The sequence below is a fragment of the Aureibaculum algae genome, from assembly GCF_006065315.1.
GTDB lineage: Bacteria > Bacteroidota > Bacteroidia > Flavobacteriales > Flavobacteriaceae > Aureibaculum > Aureibaculum algae.
On sequence record NZ_CP040749.1, the window covers coordinates 3860556 to 3883376 of the forward strand.

Genomic DNA, 22821 nt, shown 5'->3' on the forward strand with positions numbered 1-22821 from the left:
TCTATTATTTAAAAATAATCATTTGTTAATTGCACTTTAACTGTAGATGATTAACCCAAAAGTGTCGACGAATGGTTTTTAATATTAGAATTCACTAATAAAAATATTAGCAAAATAATCCTTATTTCTGAATTTCACCCTACCATTATTAAAATTTAAAGTAATTAATCTCAACACTATAGCACCTCAACTGTAAATTCACAACTAAATTTCTCATTAGCTACAAGCTTAATAACACCTTCTTTTTGAGGTAATTCTTTATTGTGATCTTTATGATCAGTAATTCCATGCCATGGTTCTATACAAACAAATGGAGCATCTTGATTTGAAGACCAAATTCCTAAATATGGATAATTCTTAAAAGCAACACTCATATAGGCTTTTTGAGAAGGTTTATGTACAAACGTTACTTTAGAAAATGGGTTAGGATTAAAAATTATAGCGTCATTGTCAAAAAGAGAATTGTGTACCGTCAATAAACCTTTTTCCTCAAATACTTTTGATGTTTTAGTACAACGTAAACCATCTTCTATTACATCAGATTCCGGAGTTAGTTGCTTATCAAAAATCAATTGATATTCATTTCTTGAGTGCCCTTCTTCAAAAGGACAATTAAACGCAGGATGAGCACCAATTGAGAAATATAAATCATCATTTTTGGAGGGATTGATTATTGTATATTCTGTTCGCAATGATTTATCTTCTAAGGTATATGTAACTTGTAGTTTAAAGTTAAAGGGGTATATTTTTTTTGATTTCTCAGTACTAGATAATTCTAAACAAATACTATTATCTGTTTTATCAATTACTTCAAAATCACTATCTCTAGCAAAACCGTGCTGGTTCATAGTATAACGTTGACCCTTATACAAATATTCATTGTCGATTAGTCTTCCCACAATCGGAAATAAAATTGGAGCATGTCTTGCCCAAAATTGAGTATTTGCTTGCCAAACGTATTCTGTATTATCCTTTTTTAAACTAACCATTTCAGCACCATTTTTTTTAACAGTTAAGGTTAAATAATTATTTTTTAAAATATATTCTTTTTTGCTACTGATTTCGGCCATGGTTAGGTTGGTTAAATTTTTTTTATTTATTTTATTAGTAAAAATGGAAGGTTAAAGTAGATAAATTTACCGCTAAAGTATTAATTTTGCAACTTAATTCTATTTATAATAAATCTAATGATTATTAATCATAAGTATCAAATTCTATTAACAATAGGTTTAATTGTTTCTTTGTTAATTATTGGTCAATTAATTAAACTGGCCATTAGAAAATTTACTATTTTAAAATCTATAGATTTAAATAGAAGAAAGATTATTTTAAACCTTCATTATTTAATATTATATATTCTATTTGGTGTTTTTATAGCGATAATATGGGGTGTTGACTTTAGGGATTTTACCGTTTTTTTATCCTCAATTTTGGCTGTTTTGGGAGTGGGTTTTATCGCACAATGGTCTATTCTTTCAAACCTCACCGCGAGCGTGATTTTATTTTTCAATCATCCTGTAAGAATTGGTCATAGAATTAGAATTATTGACAAAGATTATGATTGGGTTGGAACGGTAACAGATATTTCAGGATTCTTTCTTTTTATGAAAACAGACAAAGGAGAAAACATAACCATACCAAATTCAATAGTTTTACAACATGGTATAGAAATTTTAGAGCATATAGATGACGATGATGTTGGATAATATTTTTATTTTAGCCAATCAATTTCGGGGCGTACCACGCCATTGGCGTTACAGGGCTAAGTCCGGCCAATCAAGCCGAAGGCATGGTTAAAGTGCCACGCTTTGAGCGTGGAGATTGGAGGTTCAATAAATCCATAAAATTATTAATAAACAATTAAATAAAAGTGGAAGAATTTGAAGTGTATATAATTTTTAGTTCTTTGTGGAATAGATTTTATATAGGCCAAACTAATAATTTTGAAGAAAGAATAATTAGACATAATAAAGGACAAGTAAAATCTACTAAAAATGGTATTCCTTTGGAATTGGTTGACAAATTTGAAGTTTCATCGAGAACCGAAGCCGTTACTCTTGAAAGAAAAATAAAAAAAAGAGGTGCTAAAAGATTTTTAGAAGATAATAATATAGAATTCGGGGCGTAGCTTAGTCCGGTTAAAGTGCTGGTCTGGGGGACCAGAGATCGGAGGTTCGAATCCTCTCGCCCCGACAAAAGAAAACTTTTCATTAATATGAAAAGTTTTTTTGTTTTATACAAGTTTGAGCTTGCTCAGAGACTGGAATAAAACAAAAAGACATATGAGCAAAGCGAATAAATGTTTTCTTTTAGCAACGAATTCCCTTAAGGAATATGAGCGAGGCGAATAACCCTCTCTTCTCAACTATTGATTTTAGGCTTTTTTTATTTGAATACATCACCAACGAAGTTGAATTTTAAATCGTTGCGGTACTATAAAAATAGTGATTTTTTTAAGCATCAAAATCATCAACTTTCTTTACTGCTCCAGCGGGTAATTCAAGTTTCACATTTCCTATTCTAACCCGCACTAGCCTTAATGTTGGAAACCCTACCGCCGCTGTCATCTTGCGTACTTGTCTAAATTTACCTTCTGTTACAATAATACCAACCCAACTTTTAGGGCCATGTCGTTCATCTCTTACTTTTCTATCTTCAATAGGATATTCTGCTACCGAGTGTATATAAAATGCTGTACATGGTTTTGTTGTATACTCCTCACTATTTACTCCTATAGTTACACCTTTTTGAAGAGCTTCTATGGCATCATCATTAATAACACCATCTACCAGTGCATAGTACTCTTTTTCAACCTTTCTACTACGGATATATTCACTCTTCTTACCGTCAGTAGTTAACAACAATAAACCTTCAGAGTTTTCGTCCAAACGACCTATTGCCATTACTCCCTCAGGAAAATCATGAAGCTCACCGATCAAACGTTTATTTTTCCTTTTGTTTTGGTTATTTACAAATTGACTCAAATAACCGTAAGGCTTGTGAAATATGAAATGGTGATGTATCTCTTTAGTTAACATAGGATGGGTTAGCGTGTATGCGTTTTATTATAAAAATACAAAATCAGTATAACTTCTCTTTTATAATTTTCCACAACAAATAATCTGTAAATGATTAGAGCTTAAAAATGCTATCTAATGCTATCCATTTTTCACCTTTATTTGCCCAAGGAAGCCCCCGTTGGTAGTTCCACATCAACGCTTCCCATTCTTGTACTTTTGGATTATTGGCGTCCATTTCTGCTTTTCTTTCAAAGCTAAACGTTTCATCAACTTCCATAATCATAAACATACGATTTCCTGTTACATAAATTTGCATATCAACAATACCGGCATCTTTAATACTTTTCGTGATTTCTGGCCAAATAGTATCTGCTTTATGATATGTTTTATATTCTTCTATTAATTTCGGATCATCTTTTAAATCACAAGAAAAGCAATATCTTTTTGTTTCCATATTTTTTTAAATGAAAAAATTATTATTTAGTAACGGCATCATACAAATTTAAAGTAATACACTTTAATAGCTCTCAAACAAAACATCAATTTAAATCCTTTTTTAAAATTAAATTGAAAAATTTAGTATCCAATACAGAACAAGAAAGGTATTTAAATTTATAAATCTTGCCATTGAATCAAATAATTATTTGAAAAATAAGTTTACTTATTATTAAGGGGCTATCATTAAAACAATTACATGATGAAAAATTTAATTTTTATTTCAATTTTTATTTTAACGTTTACATCATGTACTTCAAAAGATGATGACCCAATTGACGAACCTATAAATAACATTACCTACACAACAAACATTAAAAATTTAATTGACAATAAATGTAATAGCTGTCATTCAAACCCTCAAAAAAACGGAGCTCCAATGGCACTAGTTACATTAGTAAATGTTAAAGATGCAGTTCTCAACAAAGATTTAATAGGACGAGTTGAAGATGGCTCTATGCCTCCTGAAGGTGACGTTTTAACTTCTGAGCAAATAGAATTAATTAAAGATTGGGAAAAGAATAGTTTTAAATAAAAATAGCCAATTAAAACGAATCAATCGAATATCATTTTATTTTAAAAGATTCTATTGTAATTGATATCTCACACCAATATTGAAAACATGATCGGTAAGGTCTCTCGTATTATAAAACGCTCTTTTACTTTCTTCTCTATAATTATTTAGGGTAAATATAGTTCCAATTTTTTTTCCTGCACTTTTCGCAATCAGTTCAGCTCTAGTCTTCGCATCTTCAATGGCTTTCTTTGACAAGTCTTCAACTTGCTGAGAAGTTAATGGTTTATAATATACATATTTTTCATTAATATTAACACCCGAAAAACCTGTCGAAAGCAATTCAATAAACTTTGATTGAGAAGTGGTTTCAAATTGATACACCATTCCTTTTTTTCTATATCCCATCGCTGTATAAGCCAATGCATCTTCCTTTAATTGCGATACATTAACATTATTACTTTTTAATTTATCGAAATAATCACTTTTTATTTTATCAAAACTTGTATTCTCATCATAACTATTATAGGCTAAGTCTTCAGATACAATAATGGTAGTTGAATATTTCTCTACCTCTCTTGAATACTCAACTTGTCCGCTAACATCAATATATGGTTTATCTATTTGAGCAAAAGAAAAGGAGCTTATCATTACAAAAAGTATGGCTAATAATTTCAAATTTCGTAGGCTGTTTGTGTTTTCTAATTTCATAATTTACTATTTAGTAATATTAAATTTTTGATTTATATCCATTACAAAAATCTACAAAAAGAGAGTGTATATACACACCTTATTATGGTAAAAATACACCCCGGCTTTTAGGGGGTTTTATTTAATGTAAGTACAGTAATTTCTGGCCTCATTCCAATTCTTCCAGGAAAACCTAACCACCCCAAGCCTCTATTAACATATAAATATTGATTATTTTGTTTATAAAGACCAGCCCAGTGTTTATATTTATATTGTATGGGACTCCATTTTTTGTTTTTAAAATTAAAACCAGCTTGCATGCCATGAGTGTGACCAGAAAACGTTAAAGCAATATCCGTTTTATCAATAATCTCTTGGGGCCAATGGGAAGGATCATGTGATAATAAAATCTTAAATGGTATCGATTCCACTCCCGTTAATGCTTTCTTTAAATTGCCATATTGTTTAAAGGGTGGGTTCCCCCAATTCTCTACCCCTACAATAGCTATTTCCTCATCGTTTCGCTTAATAATTGCTACACCGTTTAATAATAAATTAAAATTAATTTTTTTAAAGAAATATTTTATGGATTCAAAATTATCTTTTTTGTCTTTTGGTCTTTTCCATTGACTATAATCGCCATAGTCATGGTTACCCAAAACAGCAAATTTACCTTCTTTAGCCTCTAGTTTTTCAAACACCTTTGACCAACCATTGAGTTCCCACGCATAATTATTTACTAAATCTCCCGTAAAGAAAATAACATCAGGCTTACAATCATTAATAAGTTTCACCGCACTTTCTAAAATATTATATCGATAATTAAAACTTCCTATATGGACGTCAGAAATTTGAACAATTTTAAAACCTATAAAATCTTCGGGTAAATTCTTAAATGCCACTTCAACATGATGAACTTTGAATCTATAAGCTGCTTTGAAAATGGCATACACAATTACAAAAAATGGTAAAAATCCGGAAAGCAGTGCTAATACAATAATGAACCACTTCGAATTTGGTAATAATTGATTTGTAAAATAAAACAAAGCGATTACCACAACAAAAATTATTTTTGGGATAAAAGAAGATACTGTTAAACCGTATAAACTTGAAATTAAAAGCTGTTTTCTTCCGGGATGTATGGAATCCATTTTAATCTTTAAAACTAAGATTGAAATAATCAATCCCAAAGAGAATAACCAAAAAGAAATATCAATTGAAATTTTAATTAAAGGAGTATTAATTAAATTTAGCATGGGTTGTAATCCGAAAAATGCTAGAACATCAATCACCAAAATGGCAATACATAATAGAACGATAGTAAAAAAGGAAAACGATTTCATTTTTTAAATTATAATAACACGATTATTTTTTTATCTAAGAATAGTGTATTAAATTTAACTATTATTAATTAAAAATAAACTAATATGGAAATAATTATTCAATTCGTAAAAATGCCTACAAGTGAGACGATGGAAACGTTTGTTACAGAACGTTTAGAAAAATTAGAAAAAAAATATGATTGGATTATTAAAGCAGATGTATCTTATAAATTAGAAAATGACCCTACAGGAAAGGGTAAAATATGTGATATTAGGTTAAGCTTACCTGGACCTTTAATTTTTGCAACTTCTGATGAAAACAGTTGGGAAGCTGCTACAGATGCAACAATAAGAGATATAGAAAAGCAATTACAAAAACGGAAGGCGTCCATGAAAACACATTCTTAAAAATTAGGGTCAATTAAAAATAATTGACCCTAATTTTTTAAAACTGATATCTCAAACTTAAAGCTAAATCAAAATCTAAATTATCACCATAATTATTCACAATTCCAAATTCAGGTCTAAAATCAATTGACACTAATAAAGGAATATCAAAGTTATATTCTATTCCAATATTCCCATCACCATTAACAAAAAGACCATCATCAAAGTCATCTTTATATTTGTCTTTGTGATTCCAAGTACCAATACCTGCCCCGAACCCTGCATACCAATTAAAACCATCATCAATATTCCATACCCATTGATAAATACCTGATAGTTTCCAAGCATTTCGGTATTTCGTATTTCTCAAACCTAAATCTATTTCTAATCTATTTTTAGTATTTAATTTTGTTTGATAAGAAATTTCACCACCAAAACCATCATTATCTCCTAATCGAAATCCTAATGCATGCTTTGAAATTTCTTGTGCCTTAGTTTGACAAATAAAACCAGCTATTAAAATAGTGGTAAACAATAATTTTCTCATCTATTTATAAATTTTAAATTATACATGTACATAATCAACATATTTGCAAACCTATTGACAAAAATTTACATAATTTGACTCAAACCACTTAAAATTTAACGCTATTAATTACAATAAACATATTACCTTATTTGCTCGTATTTTATATATAGGCTTAAACCTAATTTGATACTATAAATTCAGCTTATTAATGGATTATAAAAAATGATAAGAACTAACTTGATTAGCGGTAAAAATATTCTAAATTTGCTTTTCTAAAATATAATATAATGTCAGAAAATATAGAAAAAATAAAATGCCTTATTATTGGATCGGGCCCAGCAGGTTATGCTGCAGCTATATACGCCGCAAGAGCAGATTTAAAACCAGTAATGTATACAGGTTTAGAACCTGGTGGACAATTAACAACAACTACTGAAGTTGATAATTACCCCGGCTACCCTGACGGTGTTGATGGTACCCAAATGATGGAAGATTTTAAAAAACAAGCCGAGCGTTTTGATACAGAAGTACGATTCGGACTGGCTACCAAAGTAGCGTTTAGTGATAAAGTTGGTGGTATTCATAAAGTAACCATTGATGGTTCAAAAGAAATAGAAGCTGAAAGTGTCATAATCTCAACAGGTGCTACAGCAAAATATTTAGGGTTACCTAGTGAAGAAAGATTAAAAGGTGGTGGTGTATCTGCATGTGCTACGTGTGATGGATTCTTTTATAAAGGCCAGGATGTTATTGTTGTTGGTGGTGGAGATACCGCTGCAGAAGAAGCGACTTACTTGTCTAAACTGTGTAAAAAGGTAACTCTTTTGGTTCGTCGTGATGAAATGAGAGCGTCAAAAGCTATGCAACATAGAGTAGCTAACACTGAAAATTTAGAAGTATTGTATTTTACAGAATTAGATGAAGTATTAGGCGATCAAGTTGTTGAAGGAGTTCGTGTTGTAAACAATAAAACGGGTGAAAAACGAGAAATAGCTGTAACTGGTGTTTTTATCGCTATTGGACATAAACCAAATACTGAATTATTTAATGGTATTTTAGATATGGATGAAACTGGTTATTTGATAACTAAAGGAAAATCTACTAAAACAAAATTACCAGGTGTATTTGCTGCTGGTGATGTACAAGACAAAGAATATAGACAAGCAATAACTGCTGCAGGTACAGGTTGTATGGCTGCTTTAGATGCTGAAAGATATTTGGCTGCTTTAGAAAACTAATAGATCACTATCTATATTAAAAAATAAAAAAGAGTCTGTTTTAATAAAACAGACTCTTTTTTTATGCCATAAATAAAGAATTATTTAGGTCTAAGTTTTCGATTTATCCTCTTATACTACCCCCAGAAGAACTATTTTTCTGAACATTTTCTGGATTACCTGAGTATCTAATACCTCCACCACTACTTGCATTGGCATCAATACTTTCTGTTACAGTAACTGATACATTAGCTCCACTAGAAACATCAGCATTACACGTCTTTGCAATTAGATCATTAGCTCTAATATTACTTCCACTTGATGCATTTGCAGAGAAACTTCCTGTAGCACCTTTTAAACTTGCTCCAGAGCCACTACTCGCATTACAAATTAAATCAGAAACATCTAACATTAATTTGACATCAGCTCCACTTGAAGTTCTAACATCAAATTCATCTGCTGATATTGTATTTTCAGAATATACATTTGCCCCGCTAGTCGCTTTAATCTTAATAATATCTGTAGCGGTTAAATACACTTTTTTAGATTTCGCACTCCATATATTTTTTTCTGAATATATACGTAATACACCATCTTCTACTTCTGTAATAATTAAGTCGTGCAAATTTTCATCTGCCTCTACTGATAAAGAAGTTTCATCGCTCATTGTTAAACGTACTTCTATTCCGTGACTCACAGAAATGGCATCAAAATCTGACGTAATTGTTCTTTCTTGGGTAATCACATTCCTATTTCCCTTAACACCATCTAGCATACAGCTAGTTGTTAAAAACAATACGATTACTGTCGCAATTTTTAATAGAGTTTTCATATTTTATTATTTTTAGTTTGTTAATATTAATTGATATACTCAAATTTCCGTCAAAAGAAGTATATGTACAATTTCTAATTACTGAATTGTCTCTTTTTTAGGATGAGCAGTTATTATTTTATAATAACTCCATTTTCATCAATTTTAATTTCAGCTTTTTCACCATTATCATTAATTTCAACCTTTAGGCTATCATCATTTAATTTGATATTGACACCATCATCTTCATCTTCATCATCATTACTTTCAGATTTTGGAGGAGGACAATCTAAACATTCTAAACCTTCATCTGTCATTTTAAAATAGTGCTTGGCCATATCTCTACTATACATATTATTAACTGTCTTAATATTTCTTAAAAATACGCGAGATGATTCTTCAAAATAAACCACTTTATTTTCGGGAATATATAAGTTGATTTTTAAATCTTGATTTCTGAATGTATTTCTACTATCTGTTAAAAAATAACTATTAAACACTAAACTATTTCCAGACTGCTGATAATTATACTCAATACGTTCTGCATTTTCTCTTGCAATTAAACGTGTTCTACCATTTGCTCTTTTATAAATTTTAGTATACGCTTCTGTGCTATCTGATTTTCTAATTGAAATGTTTACATCATTAGAGTAAAATTTAATTTGATCATTAGCATCCAACACTTTTTTAAAATAGATTTTATGGTTAAAATTATTGTTATTAGACAGGTCTTCATTATCAACCATTTTTATGGTTAAGGTATCTGATGACATCATAGATAGTTCATTTTTCTCTATTGAAGAGCCTTCGTTCGCAAATTCTGCACCTTGTTTTATTCCGAAGAAAATTGCAGATAAAAGAGCAATAATCCAAATACCAAGAAATACTAATTTTGTGGGTCTACTCAATATTTTAGTTTTATTAGAAAGGATAAACAATCCTAAAATAAACAGCATAAAAATAGGAATCCCAATTAAAATCAAAATCAATAAAGAAACTAACCATATAGGAACTCCCGTACCGCTTAGCATCTGAAAATCATCATCAAAAAAGGAATCCATTCCCATAAAATCGACCGTACCTGCAGTAAATAAGCTTATCACTAATGCAATTAAAGAAATTACAGAGACTACAATAACGATGACACCGATAAACTTCCCTAATACTAAAAAGATGCCAGCCAACACCCTACCTAAGGTATCGATAACATCCTGAAGGCCAGACCTAGCTCTAGAGTTTCCTCTTCTTACGTCTTTTTTTTTTACAGAACCAGACACATTATTATAAGCTCCCTTTACGGCTTCAGACACTTCACTAGCAGCTCCTTTTACACTTTCTGAAACATCTTCAAATTCAGCTCTAATTTTCCTTTCTATGTTAGTGATATTAACTGGCTCACCTTCCATTTGTAATTTATCTGCTGTAGTTTTCGCCTCTGGTAATAAAATCCATAGAATGATGTAAACCAAAGGTCCAAACCCAAGTCCAAAAGTAGCTACCAACCAACCTATTCTAATCCATATAGCATCTATATCAAAATAATGAGCCATACCAGAGGCTACACCTCCAATAAACTTATCATCTCCATCTCTAAAAAGTTTTTTCTTAGTCGATTTACTGCTGTAGTTTTTACCAGAATCATCAGTAAACAATTCCTCATCTATCATATAGTCTTCGGGTTGCCCCATAACAGCAATTACCTCATCAATATCAACTTCGCTAATGACTTGTCTCGGATCTTTAACTCGCTCTGAAAGCAATTCACTTATACGGGACTCAATATCATTGATAATTTCGTCTCTACCTTGTGGGTCGTCACTTAATGAACGACGGATAGCATCTAAATATCTTCTCAATTTTTGATAAGCCTCTTCATCAATATGAAAAAAGATTCCTCCTAAATTTATATTTATTGTCTTGTTCATTTTTTTGCTGATTTTTTTGTAGTTACTGTTTTTACAGCTAAGACAAGCTCAGCCCAAGTTGTAGTTAGTTCTTTTAAAAATAATGTGCCTGTTTCTGTTAGTCCGTAATATTTTCTTGGCGGACCAGATGTTGATTCTTCCCAACGATAGCTGAGTAAACCTGCGTTTTTTAGCCTCGTCAAAAGCGGGTAAATTGTACCTTCAACCACAAGCAGTTTTGCATCTTTTAGGCTCGATAAAATCTCGCTAGTATAAGCATCCCCATCTTGTAAAATGGATAGGATGCAAAATTCTAAAACGCCTTTTCGCATTTGTGCTTTTGTATTTTCTATCTTCATTATGTGTCCGTTTAATTACGCATTACAATTACAATAAAATTAATCATAAAAATGAGTAATGTTGTTAAAATTTGTATCATTATATTTAGTTTTGGCTTGTTTGTGTTATTTGATTTTATCGCGTTTAATAAAATTTATAGTCAATGGATAATCATACACCTCTCCTCTATTGGCTTTTATAGCTGCAACAACAATTAATATATATCTTAAAAAGGCTACTATAGCTATTAAGCTTCCAATACTTAAAATTCCAAAAAGGTTATCAAAATCAAAATGATAGTTAAAATTATTTAAATGATCAAAATCATCAATTCGTCTCAAATAATTAAAGAAACTTCCAAAGGCGAAAGGAAAAAGTATCATTCCTAAAATAAATAAGTACAGGGTATAACTTAAATTAAAATTCACCGCTGCCATTCCATTTTTATCTAAATACTCGCTTTTATCCTTACTAATTGACCACATTATTACAGGGCCAATAATACTTCCGAATGGAAAAACAAAGCTTAAAAAAGCTGATAAATGAATTAAAAATCCTGTATTTTTTTCGTTTTGTGTTAGCATAATCTAATTGTATATAATACTTTCTTATGCAAATATATGTATAAAAGATAGTACTGTGCAATACTTAGTACTATATTTTAACATTTATTTAACATTTCACTTGAGGACGAAACCTAAATAAAAGAGAATAAAAACAGCGTACAAAACACTGTTTTACAGTACATTAAAAACCTTTCACATTTAATTATTCTATTGAAATTGTTTAAATTTATAATTTCACTATATTGCATTAAAATAACTTACATGTCAAAATTTACCGTCAAAAACTTAAATAAATTCTTATTATTTAAGCTTCCCTCTGCATATATTTCTGGCGTAAGGGTCAAATCTATAGATGATAATAAAGCCATTGCCACAGTAAAGCACAAGTGGATAAATCAAAATCCTTTTAAATCATTGTATTGGGCAACTCAAGGTATGGCATCTGAATTAGCAACCGGTATTTTAGTGATGAAGCATATTGATGAAAGTGGCCAAAAAATATCAATGCTAGTTACCAAACAGACAGGAACCTTTACTAAAAAGGCAACTGGAAGAATACATTTTATTTGTAAGGATGGCGGTTTTGTAAAAACGGCCATTGATAAAACTATAACTACTAAAGAAGGTGTAACCTTAACAATGGTAGCTGAAGGAATTGACGAACAAGGTGATTCCGTTTCAAAATTTGAATATGAGTGGAGTTTAAAGGTAAAGATCAATAAATAAATTCCAATGCCATAACAATAAGCAAAAGTATATACTTCGTATTTGATCGCTTTAAATCTTCTAATTTGGATATTATTTGTAATTTGCTGCTTGAAATTTGATATTTAATTTTATGAAACGAGCATTATTTCCAGGATCATTTGATCCCTTAACTTTAGGCCATTATGACATTATTAAACGCGGAGTTAAAGTTTTTGATGAAGTTGTTGTAGCCATTGGTATCAATGCTGAAAAGAAATATATGTTTTCATTAAAAAAGCGAAAACAATTTATTGAAGAAACCTTTAAAAACTTTCCTAAAGTAAAAGTGGTTACTTATAAAGGATTGACTGTTGATTTTTGTAAAGAGATAGATGCTGACTTTATTTTACGTGGCTTACGAAATCCAGCCGATTTTGAATTTGAAAAAGCCATAGCTCATACCAATAGAGATTTATCACCTGTTGAAACAGTGTTTCTATTGACCTCAGCGAAAACATCATACATTTCATCATCTATTGTTAGAGATGTAATAAGAAATAAAGGGAATTATACCATACTAGTTCCAGAAAGTGTTAGGGTAGAATAAATAAAAACACTTTAATCTCCTTTTGGTAAAAACACCTCAGCCATCATACATCTAGCACTTCCTCCACCACAAGTTTCAATAGTGTCTATGGGACTTGATAATATATCGCAATGTCTATTAATCTTTGTTATTTGATCAGATGTTAAAGATTTATGAGCAGCTTCACTCATCACTAAAAATCTTTTTTCATCACTACTTTTAACCTGTAACATATTACCCGCAAATTGAGCAACTTGATCTTCAGAAATAGTAATAACTTCCAATCCATCTTCCTTTAAATGTTTAAGAACATTCTTACGTTCTTTTTTATCATCAATACAATCTAAACAAATAATAGCAAATGTTTCTGCCAAGCACATCATAACATTGGTGTGATAAATAGGCAGACGTTCATTTTTAACAGTTTGATAAGCTGTAAAAATAACAGGTGTATATTCAAAATCTTCGCAGAATTCAATCATAAGTTCTTCGTCTGCCCTCGGAGATAAAGCACAATAGGCTTTTCTATTTTTTCTATCTAAAGCTAAACTACCCGTACCCTCTAAGAAAATATTTTCTTCTTCTGCTGTCGTATAATCTACTATATTGTTTATTAAATATCCATGATTTTCAATCTCCTCAAAAATATCTTCTCGTCGTTCTGGTCGTCTATTTTCAGCAAACATCGGATAAATGGCAACATCTCCATTTTCATGAAAAGAGACCCAGTTATTTGGGAAAATTGAATCTGGAGTATCTTGACTTTCAAGATCTTGTACAACAATTACGGTTACTCCAACTGACCGTAATTTTAGAACAAAAGCATCAAACTCTTGTTGAGCTTTATTGTTAATTTCATTATTTTTAAGCTTTAAATCTTCTTGAAAATAATTGTTGACCGCAGTTTGTTCGTTCATCCTAAATTTTACAGGACGAACCATTAATATTGTGTTTGTTATTTGTTGCATTGAAGACTCCATATTTAAAAGGCCAAATCTAATCTAAAATTCTGTAATAATTTAAAATTTTGGTCGTTCTATTAAAAATAATTAAATTCGTTACAAATAGGAGTTTTTACACATTGTTATGAAATTGGTTTTAGGTTTACATATTTTGTGACCTTTAAGCGATGTTTATTGAAAAATTTCAGTGATTTTAAAATTAATTTTGAATGAAAAAAATATTGCTGCCCATAATTTTAGTATTTTGTTTTAGTCTTGGTTTTTCTCAAAACTTGAGTATTAAAAAGCCTAATTATAATCAAATTAAAAAGAATATAAGTCAAAACAATTCTACCCTATTTTACCCTAAATTATTAGAGAAATTCAGTAACGCAGATACCACGATGACCTTAAAAGAAAAAAGGCATTTGTATTATGGTTTTATTTATCAAAAAAACTATTCTCCTTATACAAGATCAGATTATAATGATAGTTTAAGAATTACGTTAAGAAAGAAAAAATACGAAACTGTAGATTTAAAAAACATCATTAAATATTCTGATTCTGTTTTAAAGCATAATCCTTTTAACTTAAATGCAATTAATTATAAAATCTACGCTGATAAGCAAATCAAAGATTCTATTGGCCTCATAAAAGACTACACAAAAATGAGGATTATTACAGATGCTATGCTCAGTTCTGGTGATGGACATTCAAAAGAAACTGCATACTATGTTATAAGTCCAACACATGAATACAGTCTCATAAAACTTTTAGGATATGAGTTTGGTGGAAAACAAAGCCTTATCGATCATTTTGATTATCTTACATTAAAAGAAAATGAATTTCTTATTGAAGGCTTATACTTCGATGTCAGTGCAAGCTTAAATCATATGAATAGCTTATTCAATAAAAAGGAATGAGGTATCTCATAATAATTCTCGTTATCTTTTTATCATCTTGTTCAAATAGTACTCCAGAAGAAGATATTAAATCTTTAAACATAGATTATATTAGTGCAATAGACTTATCCTCTTTACCCGAAATTGAATCTAAAAATATTACTTTTTACAATACAAATGGCAGTCCTGAAGATGTTGTTTCAATTCTTAAAAACAATGGCGTTAATACCATAAGACTTAGAATTTGGAATCATCCAACAAATGACCATTCAAGTTTTAACGAAGTTAAATTATTTGCTGACAAACTTCATAATTTAGGACTAAAAGTATGGCTCACCGTGCATTATTCTGATACTTGGGCAGATCCGGGAAAACAAATCCCTCCCAATCAATGGCAAAACCTTTCTTTTCCAGTTCTAAAAGATAGCATCTACAGATATACACAAAAAATTATAGTAGGTATTAAACCTGACATCATTCAGATAGGCAATGAAATAAACACTGGCCTACTGCTCCCCTACGGAGATATTAATTCAAATAAAAATCAGTTTATAGAAATATTAAACACAGGTACAAAGGCAGTAAGAGACCTTTCGAAAAAAACCAAAATTATGATGCATTTCGCCGGAATTGATAATTCTGATTGGTTTTTTGATCAATTAAAAACTGTTGATTATGACTATATAGGTCTATCATACTATCCTATTTGGCATGGAAAAGATTTAGAAAAAGTTAAGACAACACTCTCAGAATTGAGTAAAAAGTATCAAAAAGAAATCCTTTTTGCTGAAACGGCCTATCCGTTTACGTTCGATTGGAATGACTTTACAAATAATATTATAGGTAATTCAGAGCAAATTTTACCACAATATCCTGCAACCTTACAAGGTCAACAAGATTTTGTCAGCAAGATAAAAGAACTCATTATTTCAACAGAGAACGGTAAAGGCATTTGCTATTGGGGTGGCGAACTTATTTCTTATAATGGAAATGAGGCTACAGACGGTTCTCCATGGGAAAATCAAGCCTTATTTGATTTTAAAAATAAAATAGTACCCGCTATTTCTTCTTTCCAATTCAAAAAAGAATAAATTTGTGGCCTAAAAATATATTATGTCTAAGCTTTATTTTAAATCAATTTTCTTTATTCTTTTTATTTCATTAAGCTCTTGTGCTGAATTGCAACAAGTAGTTAATACATTACCTAGTGGTACTTTAAGCAATACTGATATTGCAAGTGGATTAAAACAAGCTCTAGATAAAGGAATAGATGAACAGGTTAAAAAATTAACCTTAGAAAATGGTTTTTATGGTAATAGTTTAGTCAAAATAGGTTTACCTGATGAATTGCAAAAGGTAGATAAAGCTTTAAGAGATATTGGGCTTAGTAAACTAGCCGACGAAGGAATAAAAATATTGAACCGAGCTGCTGAAGATGCTGTAAGTGAAGCAACACCGATATTTGTAGATGCCGTAAAAGGAATAACATTTACGGATGCAAAGAATATTTTACTAGGTGAAGATAATGCCGCAACCGAATTTTTAAAAACAGGTACGGCAGATGCATTATACGCCAAATTTGAACCTGTTATAAAAACGTCTTTCGATAAAGTAGGTGCTGATAAAATATGGGCAAATTTAATTGGAAAATACAACACTATACCTTTTGTGAAAAAGGTTAATCCAGATTTGACAAATTATGTTACTCAAGAAGCATTAACTGGAGTTTATACTATGATTGCTGTTGAAGAAAAAGAAATTAGAACCAACGCTGCTTCACGTACCACTGACGTTTTAAAGAAAGTATTTGCCTTACAGGATGGTCGTTAAACCTTTCTAAAGGAGGTAATTCTTAATTCATCAGTAATTTAAAGCCATAGGTATGTAATTTATTTACGAATAGAATTTCTATAAAAAAACACCGCTATTCTTCCTTGATCCTTATTTTCTTTCAGAAGTAAAACGACCTGAAAACAGAAAAATAAAGACGCCATTATATTCGCTTTTTTAGCATATATGTGATATTTTTGATAGTCCATAATTATTGATCAAAAACCACATAATTCATGAAGAATTACAAGTCGAAAAACAGACTAAATGCCGCCGAATATATTAATGGAGTACTTGCAGGAGATCGAGTTCTTTTATCGAGAGCTATTACAATTATTGAAAGTAATTTAACGAGTGATAAAAAACTGGCAAAAGAGATTATTCAATCGATTTTGCCAAACTCAGGTAATTCTATTAGAATTGGTATAACCGGTGTACCTGGTGTTGGTAAAAGTACATTTATCGAAGCTTTTGGTAAACTCTTAATTTCTAAAGGCCATAAAGTTGCCATTTTATCAATTGACCCGAGTAGCCAACGTTCAAAAGGGAGTATTTTAGGTGATAAAACCCGTATGGAAGATTTAGCCAATTTGGATGAAGCCTACATTAGACCTTCCGCCTCTGGTGATACCTTAGGTGGTGTAGCCAATAAAACTGGAGAAACAATGTTCCTTTGTGAAGCTGCTGGTTACGATGTTATACTCGTTGAAACGGTAGGTGTTGGACAATCAGAAACTGCCGTTCATAGCATGACTGATTTCTTTTTATTATTGATGTTAGCTGGAGCAGGTGATGAATTACAAGGCATCAAAAAAGGTATTATGGAAATGGCTGACATGTTGGTGATTAATAAGGCTGATGGTGATAATGTTAAAATGAGCCAAATGGCCAAAAGACAATATCAAAATGCTTTACATATTTTCCCATTATCAGAATCTGGATGGAGTCCATTAGTAAGTACGGTTTCTGCCATAAAAAATACAGGTATCGAATGGGTTTGGGATGAAATTGGTAATTATAAAAAGTTAGTTTATACCAACGGTTATTTTGTCAAAAACAGAAACCGTCAAAAAATACAATGGATGTATAATAACATAAATGATTCTTTAAAAGAATTATTCTATGGTTCTAAAGACATTTCGAATGAGCTTACTGATTTAGAAGAAAAAGTTATTTCTTCGGAAATATCACCAGTAAAGGCTGCCGAAAATATAATTAAAAAATTTAAAGCTTCTTTTTAGAAATACAATTTGCTCACTACTTATAAAAATTTATAATGACAATGTCTGATTATTATTTTGACAAGCAATTTGAGCTTAGATATTTTGAAATGAATAAATTGGGATTGGCTTCACCCACCACAATGTTAGCATTGTTAGAAGAGACTGCTGCCGACCATTGCTATTCTATAAATCATAGTTTATACGATCTCATTTCTAATAATATTGGTTGGGTTTTAGTTTCTGGTGCTTTTCAAATGGATCGATATCCAAATTATAAAGAAAAAATTACAATAAGAACTTGGTTATCTAGCTACTCTTTAATTAAGGGGTATAGAGAAAACATTATTTTTGATGAACAACAAAATATCATTGGTAGAGCTAAAGGACTATGGCTTTTCTTTGATGTTGAAAAACGAAAACCATTTCCTATTTATGAGGATATAAAACAAAAATGGTCCTATAACAGTGGAGTCTCTTTTAATAGAGACATAAAGCTTAAAATACCACCTCTTATTGCGGATAGTGATATTCCATTCGAAACATTTAAGGTGAACAGATTTGATACTGATATGAATAAACATGTAAATAATATTAGGTATTTACAATGGGTTATTGAATCTATACCAGAACATATTGTAGATAATTATTATTTACATGAAATAGACGGTCACTTTATTGCAGAAGCCAAATATGGTGACGTAATTATATCATTAACCAAAGAAGACGGAAATGAAAACTCTTTTATACATACCATAAAGATTAAAGGTAGTGATAAAGTTTGTGCTACAGCCAAATCAGTATGGCGTAAGAATTAATCTACCTAATTACTTCAAATAAAAAACCCAGCAATTAGAAATAAATGCTGGGTTTTTTTAATATAATTAGTACTTAATCTTGTTCTAAATATTTCTCCATAATAGTAATGGCTGACTCAGAAATTACAGTACCTGGTCCAAATATGGCAGCTACTTTTCTTTCTAATAAATAGTCATAATCTTGTGCAGGAATTACTCCACCAGCGAACACCATAATATCAGGTCTTCCTAATTTTTCTAATTCTCCAATTAATTGCGGAATTAATGTTTTATGACCAGCCGCTAAACTTGAAGCCCCAACAAAGTGAACATCATTTTCTACAGCTTGCTTAGCCACTTCTTCAGGAGTTTGAAATAATGACCCCATATCAACATCAAAACCTAAATCAGCAAAACTAGAAGCAACAACTTTTGCACCTCTATCATGGCCATCTTGTCCCATTTTGGCAATCATTACCCTTGGTCTACGACCTTCAATTACAGCAAACTTATCGGTTAATTTTTGAGCTTTCGCAAAAACACTGTCGTTATCTACTTCTTTACTATATACACCACTTATTAATTGAGTATTGGCTTTATGGCGTCCAAAATGAACTTCTAAAGCATCTGAAATTTCACCCAACGTGGCAAAATTCTCAGCAGCTTCAACTGCCAATTCTAATAAATTTCCTTTACCAGTTTCAGCACAGGCTGACAATGCTGCTAAATTAGCATCTACAACAGATTGGTCTCTATTTGCTCTTAATTTTTTCAAACGTGCAATTTGAGAATCTCTAACAACTGTATTATCAACTTCTAAAATTTCTATATTTGATTTCTCTTTTGTTTTGAATTTGTTTACACCCACTAAAATATCTTGTCCAGAATCTAAACGTGCTTGTTTTCGTGCAGATGCTTCTTCAATTCTCATTTTAGGCACACCGGTTTCAATGGCTTTTGCCATACCACCCAACTCTTCAACTTCCTCTATCAGTTTCCAAGCTTTTTTTGCAATTTCTTGTGTCAAGAATTCTACATAATAAGAACCTGCCCAAGGGTCAACTGATTTTGTAATCTGCGTTTCGTCTTGAATAAAAATTTGTGTATTACGTGCAATCCTTGCAGAGAAATCAGTAGGTAAAGCAATAGCTTCATCCAAAGCATTCGTATGTAAAGATTGAGTACCACCCAATGCAGCAGCCATTGCTTCAACACAAGTTCTGGCCACGTTATTATATGGATCTTGCTCACTTAAACTCCAACCTGAAGTTTGACTATGCGTACGCAAAGCCATTGATTTTGGATTTTTAGGGTTAAAAGATTTTATGATTTTTGCCCAAAGCATACGTCCCGCACGCATTTTTGCAATTTCCATAAAGTGATTCATTCCTACCGCCCAGAAAAAGGATAATCTTGGAGCAAATTCATCAATTTTAAGACCAGAAGCTAGCCCTGTTCTAATATATTCCATACCATCCGCCAACGTATAAGCCAACTCAATATCAGCGGTTGCACCTGCTTCTTGCATGTGGTAACCACTAATTGAAATTGAATTAAATTTCGGCATCTTTTGAGTAGTATATTCAAAAATATCACCAATAATTTTCATTGAAGGTAATGGTGGATAAATGTATGTATTACGCACCATAAACTCTTTCAAAATATCATTTTGTATCGTACCTGAAAGATGATCTAAAGAAACACCTTGTTTTTTTGCCGCAGCTATATAAAAAGCCATAATCGGTAATACTGCACCGTTCATAGTCATAGAAACAGACATTTTATCTAATGGAATTTGATCGAACAAGATTTCCATATCTAAAATTGAATCTATAGCAACCCCAGCCTTACCAACATCTCCAGTTACACGAGGGTGATCTGAATCATAACCACGGTGTGTGGCTAAATCAAATGCTACAGAAAGTCCTTTTTGACCTGCTGCTAAGTTTCTTCTATAAAAAGCATTAGATTCCTCTGCAGTTGAAAAACCAGCATATTGACGTATGGTCCATGGACGCATAGCGTACATAGCACTATAAGGCCCTCCTAAAAACGGAGGTATACCTGCAACGAATTTTAAGTGCTCAGCATTTTTTATATCTTCTTCTGTAAATTCTTTTTTTACAGGTATTCCTTCAGGAGTATTCCAAACCTCTTGATTCTCCGAAGAAGCAGTATTTTTCTTAACTGCTTTATTTATTGTTAAATCTGAAAAATCTGGTTTCATGCTTTTATGGATTTAATTGTTTTCTGAATTTTATTTTGAACATTAGAAATAGTAGAAATAATATCCGTTTTCATATGGATACATCCGTCTAGTCCAGATTCAGTTAATTCATCGATTATATTTGTAGGATTACCCGCTAATAAGAGTACTTTATCAGTATTTAATGCTCTGAATGCCTTAACAAAATTAAGGGCACTTTCATCATAATCTTGATCTGAACTACAAATAACAACAACATTTGAATCAGATTTTGCACTTTCTTCTGCTGCCTCTAATGCGTCTTTATAACTTTTTTCTTGTCTTACATCAAATCCACTTACCCCAATGAAATCATAAGCAAAAGCGGCTCTAGCCTTACGCATTGTTAAATTACCAAAACTTGAAAGCTCAACAATTGGTCGTTTATTCGTTTGTTTAACTAATTCTTCAGTTACTTTTCTAATCGCTTCAATTTCTAAAGAAGCTCTTCTAGGTTTTAAAATCTTACAAGAAACCTCTTCATCAGTACCGCCTAAAATATCAGCACTCACAGTTTCCATTAAGTTTGGATATTTGTTAACACCAACAAGAATAAGTCTTCTTTGATTGAGTAGTTTTATTTTTTCTTGACGAATTTCAGCAATTTGTTGTTGAATTAATTCGCTTTCAAATGATTCATAATAACCACCATTAGTCTCAATTGCTAAGAAAAGCTCTAAGGCTTTTTCAGCAATTTTGGTACTTACTTCTTCTATATAATAAGAACCATCTACCGGGTTTGAAACCTTTCCAAAATAAGATTCTTCTTTTAAAATTGTTGAAATATTACCAGCAATTCTGCTAGAAAAATCTGAAGGATTATTAAATTCTTTATCGTATGCATCAATGACAACACCATCTACATTACCTAATATTGCTGACATGGCTTCAGTTGTTGCTCGCAACAAATTGGTATGAGCATCGGTAACTGACTTATTCCAAATAGATGTTTTAGCAACCAACGTGCTTGAAAATTTAGTAACACCGTATTTATTAGCAATTTCGCTCAATAGATGGTTAAAAGCTCTAAACTTTCCTATCTCTATAAAATATTCAGCCCCAATTGCAAAACGGAAATTAAGATTATCAAAAATTGCTTGTACCTCCATTCCTTTTTCCAACAGATTTTCAATAATGAAAACTAAGGAACTTAAAGTGTATGCTACCTCTTGAACTTGATTTGCTCCAGAATTTAAATATTCATTGGCAGAAATAGTTACTGCTTTATAGTTTGGAAAATCCGCTGTAATTTTTATTAATTCGGCATTGATTGCAAACTGCGTTAAATACAATTCACCACTAGTAACATAATCTGAAATTAAAGCCGTATTAAAATAACCTTTCACATCACTTGGAGAAATATCTATTTTTTTTACGTAGGCAATAAAGTCTTTAGCAGAATTTAATGTATTCGATTTTAAATTAAATGAAACTACTGTTTCTTTAAAATTAATCCCTTCTAAAAGGGTACTGACAGAAACATTTTCACTTATTTCAAAAAGCAACCCCGTCATTCCTTCTTCAACTGCTTTTAAAGCCAATTGGTTAGCCTTCTCAGCAGAATCAACAACAATTTTTCTATAATTTATTAATGATTGTGAATTTTTACCCGTATTGTTTAAAAATTCTATTTTATCTTCTGCAAGATATAAAGGCTGGAAATTTATTTTACTTAAATTTTTCCAAACAAGCTTTCTATTAAAATCAGCTCCTTTTAAATCTATATTTACTTTCTCCAACCACTCCTGTTTTGTAGCAGGCTTAAAGTCTGAAAAAAGCTTTTTATTTGTATCGTTCATAATATTTTATATTAATTTAG

The 22821-nt window shown here is 31.1% G+C and carries 25 protein-coding genes and 1 tRNA gene; 13 read left to right on the top strand and 13 right to left on the bottom strand.

What is annotated here, in order from left to right; all coding sequences use genetic code 11:
- Window positions 1-176: 176 nt before the first annotated feature.
- Window positions 177-1070, bottom strand: a complete 894-nt coding sequence (locus FF125_RS16275; protein WP_138950777.1) for an aldose 1-epimerase family protein — start codon at window positions 1068-1070, stop codon at window positions 177-179.
- A gap of 117 nt (window positions 1071-1187) precedes the next feature.
- Between FF125_RS16275 and FF125_RS16280 the strand changes: the two genes are divergently transcribed.
- The 3 genes from FF125_RS16280 to FF125_RS16290 all read left to right on the top strand — a co-directional run bounded on the left by FF125_RS16280 (window position 1188) and on the right by FF125_RS16290 (window position 2193).
- Entirely contained in the window at window positions 1188-1706 is a 519-nt protein-coding gene (locus FF125_RS16280; RefSeq protein ID WP_138950778.1) for a mechanosensitive ion channel domain-containing protein, read from the top strand.
- Window positions 1707-1870: 164 nt separating this feature from the next.
- Window positions 1871-2128 carry a GIY-YIG nuclease family protein gene (locus tag FF125_RS16285; protein WP_138950779.1) on the top strand — a complete coding sequence of 86 codons (258 nt, stop codon included), beginning with the start codon at window positions 1871-1873 and terminating at the stop codon, window positions 2126-2128.
- Window positions 2119-2193, top strand: a tRNA-Pro gene (locus FF125_RS16290). The genes FF125_RS16285 and FF125_RS16290 overlap by 10 nt, the downstream gene beginning before the upstream one ends.
- 260 nt (window positions 2194-2453) lie before the next feature.
- Here the strand turns inward: FF125_RS16290 and FF125_RS16295 are convergent.
- Together FF125_RS16295 and FF125_RS16300 are read right to left on the bottom strand one after the other, a co-directional pair.
- Window positions 2454-3023 carry a pseudouridine synthase gene (locus FF125_RS16295; RefSeq protein WP_175418997.1) on the bottom strand — a complete coding sequence of 190 codons (570 nt, stop codon included), beginning with the start codon at window positions 3021-3023 and terminating at the stop codon, window positions 2454-2456.
- Between the two features lie 109 nt (window positions 3024-3132).
- Entirely contained in the window at window positions 3133-3474 is a 342-nt protein-coding gene (locus FF125_RS16300) for an L-rhamnose mutarotase (protein WP_138950781.1), read from the bottom strand.
- Between the two features lie 240 nt (window positions 3475-3714).
- Between FF125_RS16300 and FF125_RS16305 the strand changes: the two genes are divergently transcribed.
- The gene (locus FF125_RS16305) at window positions 3715-4050 is read left to right on the top strand and encodes a cytochrome c (protein WP_138950782.1); all 336 of its coding nucleotides are present in this window, start codon (window positions 3715-3717) and stop codon (window positions 4048-4050) included.
- A 51-nt stretch (window positions 4051-4101) separates the two neighbouring features.
- Here the strand turns inward: FF125_RS16305 and FF125_RS16310 are convergent, their stop codons facing one another.
- Entirely contained in the window at window positions 4102-4740 is a 639-nt protein-coding gene (locus FF125_RS16310; protein ID WP_138950783.1) for an SIMPL domain-containing protein, read from the bottom strand.
- Between the two features lie 107 nt (window positions 4741-4847).
- Window positions 4848-6062, bottom strand: coding sequence for a metallophosphoesterase (locus FF125_RS16315; protein ID WP_138950784.1), 1215 nt, complete (start codon window positions 6060-6062; stop codon window positions 4848-4850).
- A gap of 84 nt (window positions 6063-6146) precedes the next feature.
- Here FF125_RS16315 and hpf point away from each other — a divergent pair, with 84 nt between their 5' ends.
- On the top strand, window positions 6147-6449 hold the full coding sequence (hpf, locus tag FF125_RS16320; RefSeq protein ID WP_117879253.1) for a ribosome hibernation-promoting factor, HPF/YfiA family: 303 nt from the start codon (window positions 6147-6149) through the stop codon (window positions 6447-6449).
- 37 nt (window positions 6450-6486) lie between these two features.
- On the opposite strand, the gene FF125_RS16325 is transcribed toward hpf, so the two are convergent.
- Window positions 6487-6975, bottom strand: a complete 489-nt coding sequence (locus FF125_RS16325) for a hypothetical protein (protein ID WP_138950785.1) — start codon at window positions 6973-6975, stop codon at window positions 6487-6489.
- A gap of 269 nt (window positions 6976-7244) precedes the next feature.
- On the opposite strand from FF125_RS16325, the gene trxB reads away from it, so the two are divergent.
- Window positions 7245-8195 (top strand): thioredoxin-disulfide reductase, encoded by a 951-nt coding sequence (trxB, locus tag FF125_RS16330; RefSeq protein ID WP_138950786.1) that lies wholly within the window; start codon window positions 7245-7247, stop codon window positions 8193-8195.
- 103 nt (window positions 8196-8298) lie between these two features.
- Here the strand turns inward: trxB and FF125_RS16335 are convergent, their stop codons facing one another.
- The 4 genes from FF125_RS16335 to FF125_RS16350 form a co-directional block, all read right to left on the bottom strand.
- Window positions 8299-9006 (bottom strand): head GIN domain-containing protein, encoded by a 708-nt coding sequence (locus FF125_RS16335; protein WP_138950787.1) that lies wholly within the window; start codon window positions 9004-9006, stop codon window positions 8299-8301.
- 113 nt (window positions 9007-9119) lie between these two features.
- Window positions 9120-10910, bottom strand: coding sequence for a PspC domain-containing protein (locus FF125_RS16340; RefSeq protein WP_138950788.1), 1791 nt, complete (start codon window positions 10908-10910; stop codon window positions 9120-9122).
- Window positions 10907-11248 carry a PadR family transcriptional regulator gene (locus FF125_RS16345; RefSeq protein ID WP_138950789.1) on the bottom strand — a complete coding sequence of 114 codons (342 nt, stop codon included), beginning with the start codon at window positions 11246-11248 and terminating at the stop codon, window positions 10907-10909. Before FF125_RS16345 ends, FF125_RS16340 begins: the two co-directional genes overlap by 4 nt.
- A gap of 105 nt (window positions 11249-11353) precedes the next feature.
- On the bottom strand, window positions 11354-11812 hold the full coding sequence (locus tag FF125_RS16350; protein WP_138950790.1) for a DUF4870 domain-containing protein: 459 nt from the start codon (window positions 11810-11812) through the stop codon (window positions 11354-11356).
- 243 nt (window positions 11813-12055) lie between these two features.
- Here FF125_RS16350 and FF125_RS16355 point away from each other — a divergent pair, with 243 nt between their 5' ends.
- The gene (locus FF125_RS16355; RefSeq protein WP_138950791.1) at window positions 12056-12520 is read left to right on the top strand and encodes a DUF4442 domain-containing protein; all 465 of its coding nucleotides are present in this window, start codon (window positions 12056-12058) and stop codon (window positions 12518-12520) included.
- 112 nt (window positions 12521-12632) lie between these two features.
- Window positions 12633-13088, top strand: coding sequence for a pantetheine-phosphate adenylyltransferase (gene coaD / locus FF125_RS16360; RefSeq protein WP_138950792.1), 456 nt, complete (start codon window positions 12633-12635; stop codon window positions 13086-13088).
- 11 nt (window positions 13089-13099) lie between these two features.
- Here coaD and ctlX read toward each other — a convergent pair whose 3' ends face one another.
- Window positions 13100-14035: a citrulline utilization hydrolase CtlX gene (ctlX, locus tag FF125_RS16365; protein ID WP_138950793.1), complete on the bottom strand. Its 936-nt coding sequence runs from the start codon at window positions 14033-14035 to the stop codon at window positions 13100-13102.
- Between the two features lie 203 nt (window positions 14036-14238).
- On the opposite strand from ctlX, the gene FF125_RS16370 reads away from it, so the two are divergent.
- From FF125_RS16370 to FF125_RS16390, 5 genes are all read left to right on the top strand, one after another.
- Window positions 14239-14931 (top strand): DUF4919 domain-containing protein, encoded by a 693-nt coding sequence (locus tag FF125_RS16370; protein ID WP_138950794.1) that lies wholly within the window; start codon window positions 14239-14241, stop codon window positions 14929-14931.
- Window positions 14928-16001, top strand: coding sequence for a glycoside hydrolase family 53 protein (locus tag FF125_RS16375; RefSeq protein WP_138950795.1), 1074 nt, complete (start codon window positions 14928-14930; stop codon window positions 15999-16001). The genes FF125_RS16370 and FF125_RS16375 overlap by 4 nt, the downstream gene beginning before the upstream one ends.
- Window positions 16002-16023: 22 nt before the next feature.
- The gene (locus tag FF125_RS16380) at window positions 16024-16740 is read left to right on the top strand and encodes a DUF4197 domain-containing protein (RefSeq protein WP_138950796.1); all 717 of its coding nucleotides are present in this window, start codon (window positions 16024-16026) and stop codon (window positions 16738-16740) included.
- 236 nt (window positions 16741-16976) lie between these two features.
- Window positions 16977-17981 carry a methylmalonyl Co-A mutase-associated GTPase MeaB gene (meaB, locus tag FF125_RS16385; RefSeq protein WP_138950797.1) on the top strand — a complete coding sequence of 335 codons (1005 nt, stop codon included), beginning with the start codon at window positions 16977-16979 and terminating at the stop codon, window positions 17979-17981.
- Between the two features lie 41 nt (window positions 17982-18022).
- Window positions 18023-18778 carry an acyl-[acyl-carrier-protein] thioesterase gene (locus FF125_RS16390; protein WP_138950798.1) on the top strand — a complete coding sequence of 252 codons (756 nt, stop codon included), beginning with the start codon at window positions 18023-18025 and terminating at the stop codon, window positions 18776-18778.
- Window positions 18779-18851: 73 nt separating this feature from the next.
- Here the strand turns inward: FF125_RS16390 and scpA are convergent, their stop codons facing one another.
- Together scpA and FF125_RS16400 are read right to left on the bottom strand one after the other, a co-directional pair.
- Window positions 18852-20984 carry a methylmalonyl-CoA mutase gene (gene scpA / locus FF125_RS16395; RefSeq protein WP_138950799.1) on the bottom strand — a complete coding sequence of 711 codons (2133 nt, stop codon included), beginning with the start codon at window positions 20982-20984 and terminating at the stop codon, window positions 18852-18854.
- The gene (locus FF125_RS16400; RefSeq protein ID WP_138950800.1) at window positions 20981-22801 is read right to left on the bottom strand and encodes a methylmalonyl-CoA mutase family protein; all 1821 of its coding nucleotides are present in this window, start codon (window positions 22799-22801) and stop codon (window positions 20981-20983) included. Before FF125_RS16400 ends, scpA begins: the two co-directional genes overlap by 4 nt.
- Between the last annotated feature and the right edge of the window lie 20 nt (window positions 22802-22821).